The organism is Acinetobacter sp. ACNIH2 (assembly GCF_002934965.1).
Taxonomy (GTDB): Bacteria; Pseudomonadota; Gammaproteobacteria; order Pseudomonadales; family Moraxellaceae; genus Acinetobacter; species Acinetobacter tandoii.
The window spans coordinates 1,463,328-1,482,850 of sequence record NZ_CP026412.1 but is presented as its reverse complement, the minus strand read 5'-3'; the positions used below and the strand labels follow the sequence as shown (position 1 = coordinate 1,482,850).

Sequence of the window (19,523 nt, the reverse complement as noted above, 5' to 3'; positions counted from 1 at the left end):
GTACAGAAAATACCGCTAATACGCCTATCCCCGCATCAAATTTCAGGCTAAATTGAATGCATACAGAAACAGGATGTTTCTTAGAATAACAATAAAGAGTCGACAACAGGATGTTGAGGTATTATAGGAGTTTTACCTTTCATGAAATACGAAAAAGCCTCGATAGGATATCGGGGCTTTTTTATTTTTGTCATTTTCTATTTGAATAAAAAGAGCCTCATCTAGAGGCCCTTATTCACAGGAATAGCTTAACTATATGATCTTTGTTTGGTCGCTTGAGATGTTGTAGGCACTTCAACCAATTCTTCTGCTGGATTCGTTTTAATTAGAGAAACCGCAAAAGCCGCAATAATCGCTGGAATCGCAACGGCAATGAAGTTCATTTTATGTGGAAGTTCCATGCCTAATAACATCCCAATCACAATCGGACCTACAATCGCCCCGACACGACCAATGCCAGATGCCCATCCCAAACCTGTTGAACGAACTGCCAATGGGTAATATTGCGCAACATAGCTATACAACAAAATACTACAACCAATTGAAGCTGCACCTGCCAATGCCACTAATAAATAAATTACAGGCTGTGGAGAGTTAAAACCTAAACCAACCAGTGCCAATGCACCTACTATAAGCATACTGATAATAACTGGTTTTAAATGGAAGCGATCGGCAAGGATACCACCACCTGCGGTACCAATAACTGCACCAATGTTCAAAGAAAGCAAGAACATTAAGCTACTGCCCAATGAATAACCCGCTGCCATCATGAGTTTTGGTAACCAACTACCTAAGGCATAAACCATTAGCAAGCACATGAAGAAACAGCTCCAGAATAAAATGGTCCCCATTGCACGACCATTTTTAAACAGTGCCACAACCGAAGCATCTGGAACTTTCGCTTCATTCAGGACCAATACAGTATTTTGGGTTACGGTTTCAGCAGGAACAAGACGTTGAATAATATGGCGTGCTTTTTCTGTTTGCTGAGCCTTAACTAAAAAAGTGACCGATTCAGGTAAGAATTTCCATAAAATTGGCACAAATAACAGCGGGATACCAGCAATGAAAAACATAATTTTCCAGCCAAATGTAGGGGTAAATGCTGCTCCTAATAATGCTGCCATAATTCCACCCATCGCATAGCCACTAAACATAGCAGTCACTAAAGTACTACGGAATTTTTGTGGAGCATATTCTGAAGTCAGGGCAACTAAATTAGGCAATACACCACCAATCCCTAACCCCGCAATAAAGCGTAAAATACCAAATTCAGTTGGGTTAGATGCAAAACCACCCGCAAAGGTGAAGCCACTAAACAAGGTAACACAGATAATAATGACCTTTTTACGACCGATTTTATCTGCCAACATACCAAATAACATGGCTCCAAACATCATACCAGCCAACGCAGTACTGGCTAACATTCCCGCTTGAACTGCAGTCATTCCCCACTCTTTCATCAATAAGGGTAATGCCACACCATTGATTGCCAAATCATAGCCATCAAACAAAACTACAAATAAGCACCATAAAACTACCGTTAAATGAAAAGGTTTAAATTTAGCCTGATCAATCACAGCATTTACATTCATTGTTGTCGCTGTCATTTTACTCACCTCCAATTGTGAGATTTTTTATTGTCAACATACAATGAATAGCCGTTCATTTTTTGTCTAAAACCTCAAAGGTATAAAAAAATACCTTTAAAGTATTTAATACTTAAAATGGAACGTTTCGCCAGCAATTCGGGTAGCTATTAGCACTTAATATGTAGTAAAAACGTTACTTATATCGAAATAAATAATAATTAATTATTTAAAATCATTAGGTTAATTTTTAATTATCCAACAATAAGACCAAAGTTATCTTGCCTAAAAAAATGATCATTTTATTCAATTATATCTCATTCATCTATTCATTATTTTCCATATAAAAAAACACCCCCTTCTTATTAGAAGGGGGTGTTTGAATTAATGAGCTGGCGATGACTTACTCTCACATGGGTAACCCCACACTACCATCAGCGCTAAGAGGTTTCACTTCTGAGTTCGGGAAGGGATCAGGTGGTTCACTCTTGCTATTGTCGCCAGCACAACTGTTTATGGACTTGTTCAGGTTTTATGCTCAGATCATTTGATCTTGTTGCTACCCTACTTGGTACCAAATGAGTTATTAACGGATTAGTTAACTGAGTCGAATTTTATGTTCTAGCTTTCACTAAATCAAGTTTTTTGTTTCAGATCAGGGTTAACTGATCTTTTATGAATCGATTATAAGCTTTAAATACAACTGCTTGGGTGTTGTATAGTCAAGCCTCACGAGCAATTAGTATTGGTCAGCTTCACATATCACTATGCTTCCACATCCAACCTATCAACGTCGTAGTCTTCAACGGCTCTTTAGAGGACATAAAGTCCTAGGGAAATCTTATCTTGAGGTAGGCTTCCCGCTTAGATGCTTTCAGCGGTTATCCCTTCCGAACATAGCTACCCGGCGATGCGACTGGCGTCACAACCGGTACACCAGAGGTTCGTCCACTCTGGTCCTCTCGTACTAGGAGCAGATCCTCTCAAATTTCCAGCGCCCACGGTAGATAGGGACCGAACTGTCTCACGACGTTCTAAACCCAGCTCGCGTACCTCTTTAAATGGCGAACAGCCATACCCTTGGGACCTGCTTCAGCCCCAGGATGAGATGAGCCGACATCGAGGTGCCAAACACCGCCGTCGATATGAACTCTTGGGCGGTATCAGCCTGTTATCCCCAGAGTACCTTTTATCCGTTGAGCGATGGCCCTTCCATACAGAACCACCGGATCACTAAGACCTACTTTCGTACCTGCTCGACTTGTGGGTCTCGCAGTTAAGCGCGCTTTTGCCTTTATACTCTACGCGTGATTTCCGACCACGCTGAGCGCACCTTCGTACTCCTCCGTTACTCTTTAGGAGGAGACCGCCCCAGTCAAACTACCCACCAGACATGGTCCTCGTCCCGGATAACGGGACAGAGTTAGAACCTCAACATTACCAGGGTGGTATTTCAAGGACGGCTCCATTGGAACTGGCGTTCCAACTTCAAAGCCTCCCACCTATCCTACACAAGTAAGGTCAAAGTTCAATGTCAAGCTGCAGTAAAGGTTCACGGGGTCTTTCCGTCTAGCCGCGGGTACACTGCATCTTCACAGCGATTTCGATTTCACTGAGCCTCTGCTGGAGACAGCGCCGCCATCATTATGCCATTCGTGCAGGTCGGAACTTACCCGACAAGGAATTTCGCTACCTTAGGACCGTTATAGTTACGGCCGCCGTTTACTGGGGCTTCGATCAAGAGCTTCGCTTACGCTAACCCCATCAATTAACCTTCCAGCACCGGGCAGGCATCACACCCTATACGTCCACTTTCGTGTTTGCAGAGTGCTATGTTTTTAATAAACAGTTGCAGCGGCCTGGTTTCTGTGGCTGCCAATAGCTCAGGGAGCAAGTCCCATCACCGTCAGCAGCGTACCTTCTCCCGAAGTTACGGTACCATTTTGCCTAGTTCCTTCAGCAGAGTTCTCTCAAGCGCTTTGGTCTACTCGACCTGACCACCTGTGTCGGTTTCGGGTACGATTCCTGTGTAACTGAAGCTTAGAGACTTTTCCTGGAAGCATGGTATCAGCCACTTCACTGTACAAGTACAGCTTGCTATCAGTTCTCAGCATAGAGTACCCCGGATTTGCCTAAGATACATGCCTACAACCTTCCACCTGGACAACCAACGCCAGGCTGACTTAACCTTCTCCGTCCTCTCATCGCATTACACAGAAGTATTGGAATATTAACCAATTTCCCATCGACTACGCCTCTCGGCCTCGCCTTAGGGGTCGACTCACCCAGCCCCGATTAACGTTGGACTGGAACCCTTGGTCTTTCAGCGAACGGGTTTTTCACCCGTTTTGTCGTTACTCACGTCAGCATTCGCACTTCTGATACCTCCAGCATACTTCTCAATACACCTTCATCGGCTTACAGAACGCTCCCCTACCACTTGACTAATGTCAAATCCGCAGCTTCGGCACATAGTTTTAGCCCCGTTACATCTTCCGCGCAGGCCGACTCGACTAGTGAGCTATTACGCTTTCTTTAAAGGGTGGCTGCTTCTAAGCCAACCTCCTAGCTGTCTATGCCTTCCCACATCGTTTCCCACTTAACTATGATTTTGGGGCCTTAGCTGGCGGTCTGGATTGTTTTCCTCTTGACTACGGACGTTAGCACCCGCAGTCTGTCTCCCGGATAGTACTCATAGGTATTCGGAGTTTGCATCGGTTTGGTAAGTCGGGATGACCCCCTAGCCGAAACAGTGCTCTACCCCCTATGGTATTCGTCCGAGGCGCTACCTAAATAGCTTTCGGGGAGAACCAGCTATCACCAGGCTTGATTAGCCTTTCACCCCTATCCACAAGTCATCCCCTGGCTTTTCAACGACAGTGGGTTCGGTCCTCCAGTTAGTGTTACCCAACCTTCAACCTGCTCATGGATAGATCGCCTGGTTTCGGGTCTACACCCAGCAACTAAACGCCCTATTAAGACTCGATTTCTCTACGGCTCCCCTATACGGTTAACCTTGCTACTGAATGTAAGTCGCTGACCCATTATACAAAAGGTACGCAGTCACCGAACAAGTCGGCTCCCACTGCTTGTATGCATGCGGTTTCAGGATCTATTTCACTCCCCTCACAGGGGTTCTTTTCGCCTTTCCCTCACGGTACTGGTTCACTATCGGTCAGTCAGGAGTATTTAGCCTTGGAGGATGGTCCCCCCATATTCAGACAAGGTTTCACGTGCCTCGCCCTACTCGACATCATCATGTAAGCCCTTTCGTGTACAGGACTATCACCCACTATGGTTGCACTTCCCAGAGCATTCCACTAAAACTTACATGACTTAATGGGCTTTTCCCCGTTCGCTCGCCGCTACTGAGGGAATCTCAATTGATTTCTTTTCCTAAGGGTACTGAGATGTTTCACTTCCCCTCGTTCGCCTTGCAACACTATGTATTCATGTTGCAATACCTACCTTATAGTAGGTGGGTTCCCCCATTCAGAAATCTCCGGATCAAAGGATATTTGCCGCCTCCCCGGAGCTTATCGCAGGCTATTACGTCTTTCATCGCCTCTGACTGCCAAGGCATCCACCACATGCACTTAATTACTTGACTATACAACCCCAAACAGTCGTTATTACCTACAAGTAGTAATAAGACAGTGATCAATGATCGCTCATTCATCTCTTACAGTTTGTTGTCCGTGCACTTAAGCACTGTACAGCTTCAATCTAAATTCATATACCAAAACGCTTGATTCAGTGTTTTTGCTAGTTCTCAATCAACTTAGATCAAAGAATTACTTCTTCTCTCTTCGTCATTGAGTGAACAATTTATTTCAGACTCAATTTTCTAATCTGTTAATGATTAACTACAGCCTCGTCAGCTTGCAGTAAACTGTGATAAATCACAGAAGTTAACAAGACGCGCATATTACGCTAACTTCTTATTAATTTCTATAATCTAAGACTTCGTTTGCTTGTTTCTTAGCTCATTGCAATGCAATGTGATGGTGGAGACTAGGAGAGTCGAACTCCTGACCTCCTGCGTGCAAAGCAGGCGCTCTACCAACTAAGCTAAGTCCCCAGCTTATCAATAAGTCAATGTTTCTGATCTTCCGTACTTCGTCAGTAGTGGTGGGTCTGACAAGACTTGAACTTGTGACCCCACGCTTATCAAGCGTGTGCTCTAACCAACTGAGCTACAGACCCTCAGATACATCGTCATGAAGAACAACTTGTTGTGGATTCTTACCAATCGTCAATCTTTCGTTAAGGAGGTGATCCAGCCGCAGGTTCCCCTACGGCTACCTTGTTACGACTTCACCCCAGTCATCGGCCACACCGTGGTAACCGCCCTCTTTACAGTTAGGCTAGCTACTTCTGGTGCAACAAACTCCCATGGTGTGACGGGCGGTGTGTACAAGGCCCGGGAACGTATTCACCGCGGCATTCTGATCCGCGATTACTAGCGATTCCGACTTCATGGAGTCGAGTTGCAGACTCCAATCCGGACTACGATCGGCTTTTTGAGATTAGCATCCTATCGCTAGGTAGCAACCCTTTGTACCGACCATTGTAGCACGTGTGTAGCCCTGGTCGTAAGGGCCATGATGACTTGACGTCGTCCCCGCCTTCCTCCAGTTTGTCACTGGCAGTATCCTTAAAGTTCCCACCCGAAGTGCTGGCAAATAAGGAAAAGGGTTGCGCTCGTTGCGGGACTTAACCCAACATCTCACGACACGAGCTGACGACAGCCATGCAGCACCTGTATGTAAGTTCCCGAAGGCACCAATCCATCTCTGGAAAGTTCTTACTATGTCAAGACCAGGTAAGGTTCTTCGCGTTGCATCGAATTAAACCACATGCTCCACCGCTTGTGCGGGCCCCCGTCAATTCATTTGAGTTTTAGTCTTGCGACCGTACTCCCCAGGCGGTCTACTTATCGCGTTAGCTGCGCCACTAAAGCCTCAAAGGCCCCAACGGCTAGTAGACATCGTTTACGGCATGGACTACCAGGGTATCTAATCCTGTTTGCTCCCCATGCTTTCGTACCTCAGCGTCAGTATTAGGCCAGATGGCTGCCTTCGCCATCGGTATTCCTCCAGATCTCTACGCATTTCACCGCTACACCTGGAATTCTACCATCCTCTCCCATACTCTAGCTGACCAGTATCGAATGCAATTCCTAAGTTAAGCTCAGGGATTTCACATCCGACTTAATCAGCCGCCTACGCACGCTTTACGCCCAGTAAATCCGATTAACGCTCGCACCCTCTGTATTACCGCGGCTGCTGGCACAGAGTTAGCCGGTGCTTATTCTGCGAGTAACGTCCACTCATCAAGGGTATTAACCTTAAGAGCCTCCTCCTCGCTTAAAGTGCTTTACAACCAAAAGGCCTTCTTCACACACGCGGCATGGCTGGATCAGGCTTCCGCCCATTGTCCAATATTCCCCACTGCTGCCTCCCGTAGGAGTCTGGGCCGTGTCTCAGTCCCAGTGTGGCGGATCATCCTCTCAGACCCGCTACAGATCGTCGCCTTGGTAGGCCTTTACCCCACCAACTAGCTAATCCGACTTAGGCTCATCTATTAGCGCAAGGTCCGAAGATCCCCTGCTTTCCCCCGTAGGGCGTATGCGGTATTAGCATTCCTTTCGGAATGTTGTCCCCCACTAATAGGCAGATTCCTAAGCATTACTCACCCGTCCGCCGCTAAGCTAAGGTGCAAGCACCCTCGCTCCGCTCGACTTGCATGTGTTAAGCCTGCCGCCAGCGTTCAATCTGAGCCATGATCAAACTCTTCAGTTTAAAATCAATAGTGCTTTATTCTAAACACCAAATCTGGCTCATCAATTTTCTGACATTAATTTCTCAAATAAACTTCGAGTAATTTCTACCATCAATCAATGAAAATAATTTCGATCAATCAATCAGTAAAAATCCACACAAGTTGTTCTTCATAATCTCTTAATGATCTTCTCGATGATTCGTCATCATCAAGCTAGGTCGGCTATGTTACTCTAATCTAAATCAAAGTCAACAGGTAATTTCGATATTTTTAAAACTCATTCAATCAATCTAAAAATTTAACCACCAAGCTAAATCCTTGTTAATCAACAAGTTTTTATCTGCATCACCGCCGATGGATGTGCATTCTACAGCATTCTCAACTCGTTGCAAGACCCTTTTTAAATTATTTTGCACATGTGTTGGTTTTTTCCACAAAATAATGCAAATAAGTAGTTTTTCATTCATTTTTTAATCGTTTTCGAACCTAAATCGCATATTTATTTTCATTTGATGTGTTTTTTGGCTTTTATTATCAGCGTGAAATGTAAAAAAAAGCACAACTTTTATGTTGTGCTTTTCTATTTTGTCATTCGACGTATTAGAACGAGCTTTCTAATGCTTCTAATTCCATCATTAACGTCAGCATCTCTTCTTCAATTTGCTCTAACTTTGCTTTTAACTGATTTTGTTCATCCATCAATTTCAGCAAATCTTGTTTACGCTCTGCTTCATATAAACTGCTACCTCCCAACAGAGTTTCAATTTCTTGTAGACGCGGCTGTATTTTTTCCATCTGCAATTCGTATTTTTCAATATTTTTACGAATGGGTCGACTGAGTTCACGTTGCCGTGCTGCTTCTTTACGTTGCGCCTCTTTGTCCAATTTTGAAATAGTGGCTTTTACTTCAACTTGGGATTGAACTGGAGCAGAGGGTTGTTGCCCTGTCTTCATCATGTCGATCCTTGCTTGGCGTAACCATTCGGCATAAGCAGTCAAATCACCATCAAATTCACGACAAGTTCCTTTATGTACTAATAGAAGTTCGTCACAAACGCTGGCAATGAGCTGGCGTTCATGCGAAACAAGAACAACGGCACCTTCAAAATCTTGGAGTGCCATAGTTAGTGCATGACGCATATCTAAGTCTAAATGGTTGGTCGGCTCATCTAGAATTAAAACATTTGGACGTTGCCACACGATCAGCGCCAAAGCCAAACGCGCTCGTTCCCCCCCTGAGAAACTTTCACTTGGTGTGTCCATTCGCTCACCACTAAAACCAAAACTGCCCAAGAAAGAGCGTAAGCTGGCTTCACTGATTTTTTTATCGGCGATACGTGCCAATTGCAACATTGGGCTGGCATTCCCATCCAAAGCATCCATTTGATGCTGAGCAAAGTAACCAATATTTAATAGTTCAGAGTCTTTACGCGTCCCTTGTAATAATTTTAGATCACCGACTAGCGATTTAATCAGAGTTGATTTACCAGCACCATTCATGCCCAATAAACCAATTCGGCTGGTTGGGGTAATTTGCAAATTTACATTGGTGACAATCAGTTTTTCACCGTAACCAATATCGGCATTTTCAAGTTCTAATAAAGGTGAACTCATTTTTGATGGTTCACGGAAACTAAAGGTAAACGGCGTATCCACATGTGCAGCAGAAAGTTCCTGCATTCGTTCTAATTGCTTAATTCGACTTTGTGCTTGTTTGGCTTTGGTCGCTTGTGCTTTAAAGCGGTCGATATATTTTTGCAAATGGGCACGAGTTTCTAGTTGCTTTTCATAAGCTTGTTGTTGTTGTGCTAAACGCTCGCTGCGGGTACGTTCGAAGGTCGAATAATTGCCTGTATATAATGTCAGCTCTTGATTTTCAATATGCAGAATATGGTCGGTAATGGCATCCAAGAAATCTCGGTCATGCGAAATCAAAACCAAAGTTCCTTCATAAGCTTTCAACCAATCTTCTAACCACAGAATTGCATCTAAGTCTAAATGATTGGTTGGCTCATCCAATAACAGTAAATCTGAACGACTCATAAGGGTACGCGCAAGGTTCAGACGCATACGCCAACCGCCCGAGAAACTTGAGACATCGAGCTGGGATTGATGTTCGAAGAAACCTAAACCAGCCATAAGTTGCGATGCTTTGGCTACGGCTGAATAACCATGAATTTCATCAAAGCGACCATATAAATGAGCAAGTTCATCATTACTTAAGTTTTCTGGATGATCGAGTTTGTGCTGAATTTCCCAAAATTCCTCATCGCCAGATAAAACAAAATCAATAGCTTTCATATCTAAAGCTTTGATTTCTTGTGCCATATGGGCCACGGTCCATACCGCAGGACGGGTTAAAGATCCTCCATCAGATTCCATTCCCCCCAAGAGCGCAGAAAATAATGTGGATTTACCTGCACCATTGACGCCCGTTAAACCAATTTTCCAACCTGGATGCAATTGCATCGAGGCTTTTTGGAAGAGTACGCGTCCTCCACGACGTATTGAAAGTTGGTCTAATTGGATCATTACACACACTGGCAGATAAAAAGTTAGCGCTATTCTAAAGGAAGTCGCCTAGAAAAGAAAAAGGACCAACATCCTACACACCGAAATGTTATCGGTCGGAAATAGAGTAAAAGCTCTATTTTATTCAAAAAAAACATGCTTATATAAATTTGTTCCAGCAAAATCAAAAAAATGAGGTGAAATAATGAAAAAAGCCTTTTTTGTCTTGTCTACAGCAACCCTATTCAATATGCCTAATTTAGCGCATGCAAATATTAATGTTTGTGTTTTCGATTTGCTTGCCAAATCTGGGGAATCTTATAAGTTTCTTGAAGAATGGGCATTGGCCAGTAAAAACTGGGGTGCCAATATCGACCTGACGGCTTACAAAGATGAAGCCAAATTAGACCAAGACTTCAAAGCTGGAAAATGTGACGGTTTTTATATGACCTCCATGCGTGCCCGTAATTATAATAAATTTGCAGGTTCAATTGATGCATTGGGTGGGGTACCCAATAACGCAATTGCGCAAAAAGCCATTACTTATGTTTTAGACAAACGCAATCAAAAGCGTCTCATCACCAAATCAGGCAAAGAGACTTATGAAGTTGCGGGGATTGGTCAGATTGGTCCAGCCTATTTATTTGTACGGGATAAGTCCATCAATACCGTTGAAAAACTCAATGGCAAAAAAATTGCAGTGATGGAGTTTGATCAGGCACAAAAAATTATGGTGAAACGCGTGAATGCTGTTCCTGTGATGTCTGAAATTTCCAATTTTGTGAAAAAATTTAATCAGAATGAAGTCGATGTCGTACCCGCACCAGCTTATGCCTTTAAACCTCTTGAGATTTATAAAGGGCTGGGCAATAACGGTGCAATGGTCAATTTTCCCGTATTAAATGTCACAGCAGACCTGATTATTCGACCAGAGCAATTTCCAGAAGGTTTTGCAGCTCAATCTCGTCAATGGTTTGTCCGTCAATTGCCTAAAAGTTTTGCCATGGTACAGCGTGTAGAAGCCACTATTCCAAGCAAATATCGCATGGAACTCGATAAGGATGCTAAAGAGAAATATCAAAAACTGTTACGTGATGCACGGATGGATCTGACCCAACAAGGCATCTATGACCCCACCATGATGACGGTATTGAAAAAAGCCAGATGTACCATTGAGCGCACCAATTTTGAATGCTCGCTTGGTGGGGAATAATTTAATGATAATTTTTTAGGCCTAAATCCTTTTAATTCACTGATTTTATTTAAAACACAGCTTTGGATTGGACAATTTGACAGCAATTTGGCAGCGCGTGTCATTTTTTTATTTAAAATTGGAGTAAATACTCTATTTATAAATACAAAACTTGCTTAATATTGTTTGCGTGTAAGGACACTTAAAACAATAACCAATCTGAAAAGGATGAACACAATGAAAAAAGTCATGTTAAGTTTAGCTGCTTTGACTGCTGTGGGTCTTTCTACGACTACACAAGCAGCTAAAGTCGATATCTGTGTATTTGATTTGCTTGGTAAGTCAGGTGAGTCTTATCAAATGGCGCAAGAATGGGCACTAGCAGCAAAAAGCTGGGGGGCAGAAGTCAACCTCATTCCACGACAAGATGAAGCTGTCGCAGACAACGATTTTAAAGCAGGTAAATGTGACGGCGTTTTTATGACTGCAATGCGCGCACGTCAATACAATAAATTTGCTGGTTCAATTGATGCCCTAGGTGGTGTACCCAGCAATGCAATTGCGCAAAAAGCCATTAGCTTTGCCTTAGACCAACGTAATGCCAGCAAAATGGTGACCACATTGAGTGGCAAAAAATATGAAGTGGCAGGCATTGCTCCCCTTGGCTCTGCTTTTATATTCGTCCGTGACAAAAACATCAATTCCATCGAAAAGGCCGCTGGCAAAAAATTCGCAGTCTTAGGCTATGACCAAGCACAAAAAATTATGGTACAGCGTGTTGGTGCCCAAGCTGTGATTTCAGATGTTTCAAATTTCGTGGCTAAATTTAATAATGGTCAAGTGGACATGGTGGGTGCCCCAGCCTATGCATATAAACCTCTCGAAATTTATAAGGGTTTAGGCAATAACGGCGCAATGTTTAACTTTCCAGTACTACAAGTGACTGCCGACTTTGTGATTCGTCCTGAGCAATTCCCTGCTGGTTTTGGACAAAAATCTCGAGACTGGTTTGTGAAGAATTTACCAAAAAGCTTCTCGATGATTAATCGTCTTGAAGCGGGTATTCCTGCCAAATACCGCATGAATTTAAATGCTGAAGATAAAATTAAATACCAAAAAATGTTACGTGATGGTCGTATCGATCTCACCAAGCAAGGTATTTATGATGCAGGCATGATGAGTGTTTTGAAAAAAGCGCGTTGCTCTGTCGATAAAGCCAATTTCGAATGTTCGATGGCTGGTGAATAGACTATAAATCAACAACTAAGGCCTAGATTATTCTAGGCTTTTTTATTTAAGTTTTAGTCTAAAGTGCCAATGTTCAAGGATAAAAACACGCTAATCTTGAACTCAGGAAAACGGATTGCTTTACCACTTAAAATGATGAAAAACATCATCCCAACAATACAAAAAGAACGGAATAAGGAAAATTCATATGATGAAACGATCATCAATACAACTTTTGCTCGGACTCGGGCTGTGTACTGCAACCAGCCTTGTACAAGCCAAACAAGTGGTCTGCGTATTTGACTTGGTCGGTAAAAGTGGTGATGTCTATGCGCTAATGAAAGATTATCAATTGGCAGCCAAAAACTGGGGGGCAGATATTGAATTACGAGTTGCCCAAAATGAAGCGGTCATTGCCGAAGATTTTAAGGCAGGGAAATGCGATGGCATTAGTGTGACTGGCATGCGCGGACGTCAGTTTAATGATTTTACTGGCTCACTGGATGCGATTGGAGCCATTCCCAATCTAAAACTAGCAGTTAAAGTCATGCAAGGTTTAGCCAATCCCACTTTTAGCAAATATATGGTGAAAGGCAAATATGAAGTTGCAGGCGTCATTCCAGTGGGTGATGCCTATCTGTTGGTCAATGATCGTAACATCAATACTGTTGCTAAAGCCGCAGGCAAAAAAATTGCCGTACTGGATTATGATCAAGCGCAAAAAATCATGGTGCAACAAGTTGGTGCCCAAGCCGTCAGTTCAGATGTCACCAATTTTGGCAGCAAATTTAATAATGGTCAGGTCGATATTATTGGTGCCCCTGCAGCGGCCTTTAAACCACTCGAATTACACAAAGGTTTAGGCAACAAAGGGGCAATTGTGAACTACCCAATTTTGCAAGTTACTGGCAACATCATTATCCGCCCTGACCGTTTCCCTAAAGGCTACGGACAGCAATCACGTGAATGGGTGAAATCACAGCTTCCTCGTGCCTTTGGCATTTTAGGCAAGATGAAAGCCGATATTCCAACAAAATACTGGATGGAAGTTTCCGCAACCGACAAACCTGGCTATCAAAAAATGATGCGCGATGCGCGAATTAATTTGACTCAGCAAGGCGTATACGACAAACGCATGATGAAACTGCTGTGGCAATTCCGCTGTAAAGAAGATGCCAAAAATTTTGAATGCGGCTTACAAGATGAAAACTACAAATAATCTTGATAAAATTACTCTGCTTTGACTTTTAATCTTCGAATATTGACCATATATTGAGTATGCTATACTAGACATATGGTCTTTTTCATTTTTAAAAGACCCATGAACCGAACAGAGGAATCTATCATGACTGCTCCAGCGCTTGTGTTGACCGACAATGCTGCAAATAAAGTACGCCAATTGCGCGATAGTGAAGGCAACCAAGATCTCATGTTACGTGTCTATGTAACGGGCGGGGGCTGTTCTGGCTTTTCTTATGGTTTTAACTTTGCCGATAATATGAATGAAGATGATGCAGAATTTATCAATGGTGATGTGAAAATGCTGGTTGACTCACTGAGCTATCAATATCTCGTCGGTTCAGTGGTCGATTATATTGAAGGTCTTGAAGGTTCACGCTTTATTGTACAAAATCCGAATGCAACCACCACTTGTGGCTGTGGATCATCTTTCTCGATTTAAATCGATTAGAGATAAAAAACCTCCTATTCAGGAGGTTTTTTTATGCATGCGTTCTGGACGTTTAAACTGCAGTTATGCTACCTAAAATACGATAACCTTTAGCGCCTGTCACAGCAGGTAAATTACCACTCAAATGTTCAACAAAACGCATCGCCAACCAAGCAAAAGCTGTGGCTTCGACCCAAGTCGGACTTAAGCCCAAATCTGCGGTACTTTGGACTGTCCATTGGTGCTTGCGTAAACGCCAACGTAATTGTTCTAATAGTTGTGAATTATAAGCACCACCGCCACAGACATAGACCTCGCCTGTATCCATTCCTGAGCGATAAATGGCTTTCTTAATGGCACGTGTGGTGAGTTTTAATAGAGTCGCTTGGACATTTTCAGGTGTATCTTCCAATTCATCATAAGCCAGCTCGTCATTGCGCCAGTCCATGATTTGGTCATCTAGCCAATCCAGATTAAAATCTTCACGCCCCGTACTTTTAGGCGGCTCTTTGGCAAAAAAATCATGGGCCTGTAAACGCTCTAATAGACTGCGAATTGGCTGACCATAGGCAGCCCAATTGCCATTTTCATCATAAGGTTGTCCGGTATAACGATGGCACCATGCATCCATCAGAATATTGGCTGGTCCTGTATCAAAACCCGAAACTTGCTCTGGTGCACCCGCAGGTAAAAGGCTGACATTTGCAATGCCCCCTAAATTCAGAATCACACGGTGAATGCTTTCATGCTGAAATAAAGCTTGATGAAAAGCAGGGACCAAGGGTGCACCCTGCCCACCCGCAGCCATATCTCGACGGCGGAAATCAGAAACCACAGGGATTTGAGTCATTTCAGTAATAATGTTGGGATCGCCAATCTGTAAAGTAAAGCCATGCTCTGGGCGATGTCGAATGGTCTGCCCATGCGAACCAATCGCTTTAATTTGGCTACGATCAAGTTGATGCTGTTCAATCAGCGTATTGATGCCTTCACCAATCATTTTTGCCAAAGCCACATCAGCCTTGCCCATACGATCTATTTCGTTATCATCAGGCAAAGTGAGTGCCATCAGTTCATTCCGTAAATCGGGGTCAAACGCTAAGGTAAGCGTGGCATGCAACTGCAATGGGTCGAATGAAGCGGCCACAATATCTACCCCATCCATGCTGGTGCCGGTCATTACCCCAATATAGATTGCTGTCATGATTATTCTAAAGCCTGCAATGTGCTGAAAAAGTGTTAGTATATCGCACAAATTGAATAACTGATGTGTTTGGGTTTTGTGATGTCAAATTTCCTGCCGGCTGAAGAACAACTTGCCCTCATTCAACGAGGCACTCATGAAATTATCTCTGAAGAGGATCTATTAAAGAAACTCAAAGAGAATCGTCCTTTAAAAATTAAAGCGGGCTTCGACCCGACTGCACCTGACTTACACTTAGGTCATACCGTGCTGATCAACAAATTAAAAACGTTCCAAGACCTTGGTCATGAAGTGTTTTTCTTGATTGGTGACTATACGGCAATGATCGGTGACCCTACAGGTAAAAGTGCGACTCGTCCACCGTTGTCACGTGAACAAGTCTTAGAAAATGCCAAGACTTATCAAGAACAAGTGTTTAAAATTCTTGACCCGAACAAAACCAAAGTAGTGTTTAACTCGGAATGGTTTGCGACTAAAACTGCGGCTGATTTAATTCAGTTGGCTTCACAGCAAACTGTGGCGCGTATGTTAGAACGTGATGACTTCACTAAGCGTTATAATAATCAACAACCGATTGCCATTCACGAATTCTTGTATCCACTGGTACAAGGCTATGATTCTGTTGCCTTACATGCCGATGTGGAACTTGGTGGGACAGATCAAACCTTTAACTTGCTGATGGGTCGTACTTTGCAAGGTCGTTATGATCAAGAAGCTCAAGTATGTATTACCGTGCCAATTCTTGAAGGTTTAGATGGCGTCAACAAAATGTCTAAATCTTTAGGCAACTACATTGGGGTATTTGATACGCCTGGGGCAATGTATCAAAAAGTACTTTCCATGCCAGATGCTTTGATTGAACGTTATTTTGATCTGCTCAGCTTTAAATCACTTGAAGAAATCAAAGTCTTGTTGAAAGAAATTGAAGATGGCCGTAACCCACAAGAAGTGAAGAAGATTCTTGCACTTGAGTTGGTCGAACGTTTCCACGGTGCTGAAGCAGCTGCCAATGCGCATAAAGGTGCTGGCAACATCATTACCGAAGGTGAATTACCAGAAGGAACACCTGAAATTACGATTTCACGTGCCGAGTTTGGTGGTGAAATGTTTATTGCTTCGATTGTACGCGCTGCGGGCTTAACCAAAAATGCGGCTGCTGCCAAAGACGCTGTTTCACGTGGAGCCGTTAAAGTCGATTGGAATGTGGTCGATGCCAGCTTCTCTGTGAAAGAAAATATCACGGTGATTGTTCAAGCAGGTAAAAAAGCCATCGCGAAAGTGACTTTTACTGACTAAGACCAATCCCCAATAAATTAAAAGCAGGTCACACGACCTGCTTTTTTTTATGCTTAAATCAACTCAATCACTTAGATCAACCAGTTTCTTTTTGCAAAACCGTAGTTCAATAATTTGCCATGCATCGGCTTGAAAGGACCAAGTTTCTTGAACGACCTGTCCAGGCTGCGCGAGATGGAGCAAAATTCGGCATTCAGTTTGTGTCGGGTTAAACTCAAATATTTCAGTTTGAATGTCTAAATGACGTGGCTTCCAGACACCGTTTTGAACTGCATGCTCAATACATGCATAACGACTCAAATTACTTTCTACCTTCCCTTGTGCCTCATATACCACTTTAAATTCTGGATGCTCGTATACCATCAATTCCTGTACTTGTCCCGTATAAAAAGCATTCAGCCAATGATCTCGACACTGTTCCAAACTTAAATCCATATGCTTTCCGCTCAGTTATTTTTAGTCAGCATGCCAGAACAATACGACAGTTTAATAACCATCACTAAAAACCAACAAAGTCTATGCAATAAAAAAGCAGCCCGTAGGCTGCTTTCAAGGTGACATGCTGTTAGGCATCAATATCGGCATTTAAAGCATTCTCTTCAATAAAGGCACGACGTGGTTCGACATCATCCCCCATCAAACAAGAGAACATGCGATCAGCCTCAATCGCATCATCAATTGTCACTTGCAACATATTACGATTGTCAGGGTCCATCGTGGTTTCCCAGAGCTGCTCGGCGTTCATTTCACCCAAACCTTTATAACGTTGGATCATCATGCCGCGACGCGAGTCTTGTAAAATGTGTTGCCATACTTGATGGAAATTGTTGACCGCAATCTTGCGTTCGCCTTTCTCTAAATATGCACCGTCTTCAAGCAAGCTAAACCAACTCTTCGAGTTTTTCAGCAAACGGACATATTCACCCGAAGACAACAAGCCTGCATCAAGCAAATAGCTGTGTGGAAGGTTGTGCACATAAATCGTGATACGTGGGAAATACACTACTGCCTTTTGACCATCTGCCAACTCTTTATCGAAGGCTTCAAGTGTCAATTCTGGACGTAAGCTCGGCTGAGTTTTTTCCACAGCAGCGCGCAATTGCTCACCCCACTGTTGCACATAAGCCAAATCTTGTGAATGATCAAACTTATAAGCATCCATTGAGATCAGACCATCCAACAAGCTTGCAGGATAACGCTGAGTTAAACGCTGTAGACTCTTTTGCGAGGTTTGATAATCCGCAATCACATTGGCTAAAGCTTCGCCACGAATCGCAGGCGCTTCAGCACTAATATGCAAAGCCAAATCATCAATCGCATTTGAAATCAGGAAGGTTTCCAATGCTTCATTATCTTTGATATATTGCTCTTGCTTACCTTTTTTCAACTTATACAATGGTGGTTGGGCAATATAAATATGACCACGTTCCACCAATTCTGGCATTTGACGGAAGAAGAAAGTTAACAACAAAGTACGAATGTGCGAACCATCGACGTCGGCATCGGTCATGATAATAATTTTGTGATAACGTAACTTATCAGGATTGTATTCTTCACGCCCAATACCACAGCCCAAAGCGGTGATCAACGTCCCCACTTCCTGAGAAGAAATCATCTTGTCAAAGCGTGCACGTTCTACGTTCAAGATTTTACCTTTCAAGGGTAAAATGGCCTGCATTTTACGGTTACGCCCTTGTTTCGCCGAACCACCCGCAGAGTCACCCTCGACCAGATACAATTCAGACATTGCAGGATCTTTTTCCTGACAGTCTGCCAATTTACCTGGCAAACCAGCAATATCTAAGGCACTTTTACGACGAGTCATTTCGCGGGCTTTACGAGCCGCATCACGAGCACGAGCCGCATCAATAATTTTGCCAGCAATTGATTTTGCTGCAGCAGGATTCTCAAGCAAATACTCAGAGAACGATTTGTTCATCGCCTGCTCAACCGCAGGTTTCACCTCACTCGATACCAATTTTTCTTTGGTTTGTGAAGAGAATTTTGGATCTGGCACTTTCACTGAAATAATTGCAGTTAAACCTTCACGCGCATCATCGCCCGTAACTGCTACTTTTTCTTTTTTCAGCAGACTCTCATTTTCCATATAGCTGTTTAAGCCACGGGTCAGTGCTGCACGGAAGCCTGCTAAGTGTGTACCACCATCTTTTTGCGGAATATTGTTGGTGAAGCAACGGACATTTTCTTGATAAGTATCATTCCATTGCAACGCTACTTCCACGCCAATGCCATTTTCAGCTTGAGTGGTAAAGTGGAAAATGTCATTCAGATGGTTTTTACCCTGATTAATGTATTTAACAAATTCAGATAAACCACCTTCATAGTCATATACATGTTCTAAATTAATTCGCTCATCACGAAGAACGATACGCACACCTGCGTTCAGGAAAGACAATTCACGTAAACGACGCGCCAAAATATCGACATTAAAAATCGTTTGGCTAAACGTTTCTGCACTTGGCCAGAAACGTACAATCGTACCTGTGGTTTCTGTATTACCAATGACTTTGAGCGGGTACTGTGGGTCACCGTGACGATATTCTTGTTGATGAATATGCCCAGCACGATGAATGGTTAACTCGAGTTTGCTCGACAAGGCATTTACAACGGAAACACCTACACCGTGCAAACCACCTGAAACTTTATAACTATTATCGTCAAATTTACCGCCAGCGTGCAGAATCGTTAAAATAACTTCTGCGGCAGAAACCCCTTCTTCAGGGTGAATATCGGTTGGAATACCACGACCGTTATCAGAAACACTGACCGACTCATCTTCATGAATCGTCACCAAGATTTCATCACAATGACCAGCTAAAGCTTCATCAATGGCGTTATCCACCACCTCGAACACCATGTGATGCAAACCTGAACCATCATCAGTATCGCCAATATACATACCTGGGCGCTTACGAACGGCATCCAAACCACGCAACACTTTGATGCTAGAGGAATCATAAGCCTTTTCGTTGCTTTGTTCTGTTTGAGTGACAGATTGGTCTTCTGAACTCATGGTTACTCCCTAGTGAA

Annotated in this window: 11 protein-coding genes, 2 tRNA genes and 3 rRNA genes; 5 read left to right on the top strand and 11 right to left on the bottom strand. The window is 43.2% G+C overall.

What is annotated here, in order from left to right; all coding sequences use genetic code 11:
* Nucleotides 1-248 precede the first annotated feature (248 nt).
* The 8 genes from C3F34_RS06915 to C3F34_RS06885 form a co-directional block, all read right to left on the bottom strand.
* Nucleotides 249-1,610: an MFS transporter gene (locus C3F34_RS06915; RefSeq protein WP_104441302.1), complete on the bottom strand. Its 1,362-nt coding sequence runs from the start codon at nt 1,608-1,610 to the stop codon at nt 249-251.
* A 369-nt stretch (nt 1,611-1,979) separates the two neighbouring features.
* A 5S ribosomal RNA gene (gene rrf / locus C3F34_RS06910) occupies nt 1,980-2,094 on the bottom strand.
* A gap of 213 nt (nt 2,095-2,307) precedes the next feature.
* Nucleotides 2,308-5,199, bottom strand: a 23S ribosomal RNA gene (locus C3F34_RS06905).
* Nucleotides 5,200-5,594: 395 nt separating this feature from the next.
* Nucleotides 5,595-5,670 (bottom strand) — tRNA-Ala (locus C3F34_RS06900).
* A 48-nt stretch (nt 5,671-5,718) separates the two neighbouring features.
* A tRNA-Ile gene (locus tag C3F34_RS06895) sits at nt 5,719-5,795 on the bottom strand.
* A gap of 61 nt (nt 5,796-5,856) precedes the next feature.
* Nucleotides 5,857-7,393, bottom strand: a 16S ribosomal RNA gene (locus C3F34_RS06890).
* Together the 16S, 23S and 5S rRNA genes with 2 tRNA genes alongside form the textbook arrangement of a ribosomal RNA operon.
* 270 nt (nt 7,394-7,663) lie before the next feature.
* On the bottom strand, nt 7,664-7,840 hold the full coding sequence (locus C3F34_RS20260; RefSeq protein WP_158654338.1) for a hypothetical protein: 177 nt from the start codon (nt 7,838-7,840) through the stop codon (nt 7,664-7,666).
* 133 nt (nt 7,841-7,973) lie between these two features.
* Nucleotides 7,974-9,905 carry an ATP-binding cassette domain-containing protein gene (locus C3F34_RS06885; RefSeq protein WP_104441301.1) on the bottom strand — a complete coding sequence of 644 codons (1,932 nt, stop codon included), beginning with the start codon at nt 9,903-9,905 and terminating at the stop codon, nt 7,974-7,976.
* A gap of 229 nt (nt 9,906-10,134) precedes the next feature.
* Here C3F34_RS06885 and C3F34_RS06880 point away from each other — a divergent pair, with 229 nt between their 5' ends.
* From C3F34_RS06880 to erpA, 4 genes are all read left to right on the top strand, one after another.
* Complete coding sequence (locus C3F34_RS06880) at nt 10,135-11,097, top strand: putative solute-binding protein (RefSeq protein WP_104442303.1); 963 nt, start codon at nt 10,135-10,137, stop codon at nt 11,095-11,097.
* A 216-nt stretch (nt 11,098-11,313) separates the two neighbouring features.
* A complete protein-coding gene (locus tag C3F34_RS06875; RefSeq protein ID WP_044739561.1) occupies nt 11,314-12,324 on the top strand; it encodes a putative solute-binding protein in 1,011 nt (336 codons plus the stop codon).
* 190 nt (nt 12,325-12,514) lie between these two features.
* Nucleotides 12,515-13,522, top strand: a complete 1,008-nt coding sequence (locus C3F34_RS06870; RefSeq protein ID WP_171284992.1) for a putative solute-binding protein — start codon at nt 12,515-12,517, stop codon at nt 13,520-13,522.
* A gap of 126 nt (nt 13,523-13,648) precedes the next feature.
* Nucleotides 13,649-13,984, top strand: coding sequence for an iron-sulfur cluster insertion protein ErpA (gene erpA, locus C3F34_RS06865; RefSeq protein WP_016168939.1), 336 nt, complete (start codon nt 13,649-13,651; stop codon nt 13,982-13,984).
* 61 nt (nt 13,985-14,045) lie between these two features.
* Here the strand turns inward: erpA and C3F34_RS06860 are convergent, their stop codons facing one another.
* Complete coding sequence (locus tag C3F34_RS06860; protein WP_104441299.1) at nt 14,046-15,176, bottom strand: anhydro-N-acetylmuramic acid kinase; 1,131 nt, start codon at nt 15,174-15,176, stop codon at nt 14,046-14,048.
* 63 nt (nt 15,177-15,239) lie between these two features.
* Here C3F34_RS06860 and tyrS point away from each other — a divergent pair, with 63 nt between their 5' ends.
* A complete protein-coding gene (gene tyrS / locus C3F34_RS06855; protein WP_044739558.1) occupies nt 15,240-16,472 on the top strand; it encodes a tyrosine--tRNA ligase in 1,233 nt (410 codons plus the stop codon).
* A 63-nt stretch (nt 16,473-16,535) separates the two neighbouring features.
* Here tyrS and C3F34_RS06850 read toward each other — a convergent pair whose 3' ends face one another.
* Together C3F34_RS06850 and gyrB are read right to left on the bottom strand one after the other, a co-directional pair.
* Nucleotides 16,536-16,907, bottom strand: coding sequence for a hypothetical protein (locus C3F34_RS06850; RefSeq protein ID WP_044739557.1), 372 nt, complete (start codon nt 16,905-16,907; stop codon nt 16,536-16,538).
* A gap of 130 nt (nt 16,908-17,037) precedes the next feature.
* Nucleotides 17,038-19,506 carry a DNA topoisomerase (ATP-hydrolyzing) subunit B gene (gene gyrB / locus C3F34_RS06845; protein ID WP_044739556.1) on the bottom strand — a complete coding sequence of 823 codons (2,469 nt, stop codon included), beginning with the start codon at nt 19,504-19,506 and terminating at the stop codon, nt 17,038-17,040.
* Nucleotides 19,507-19,523: the final 17 nt, after the last annotated feature.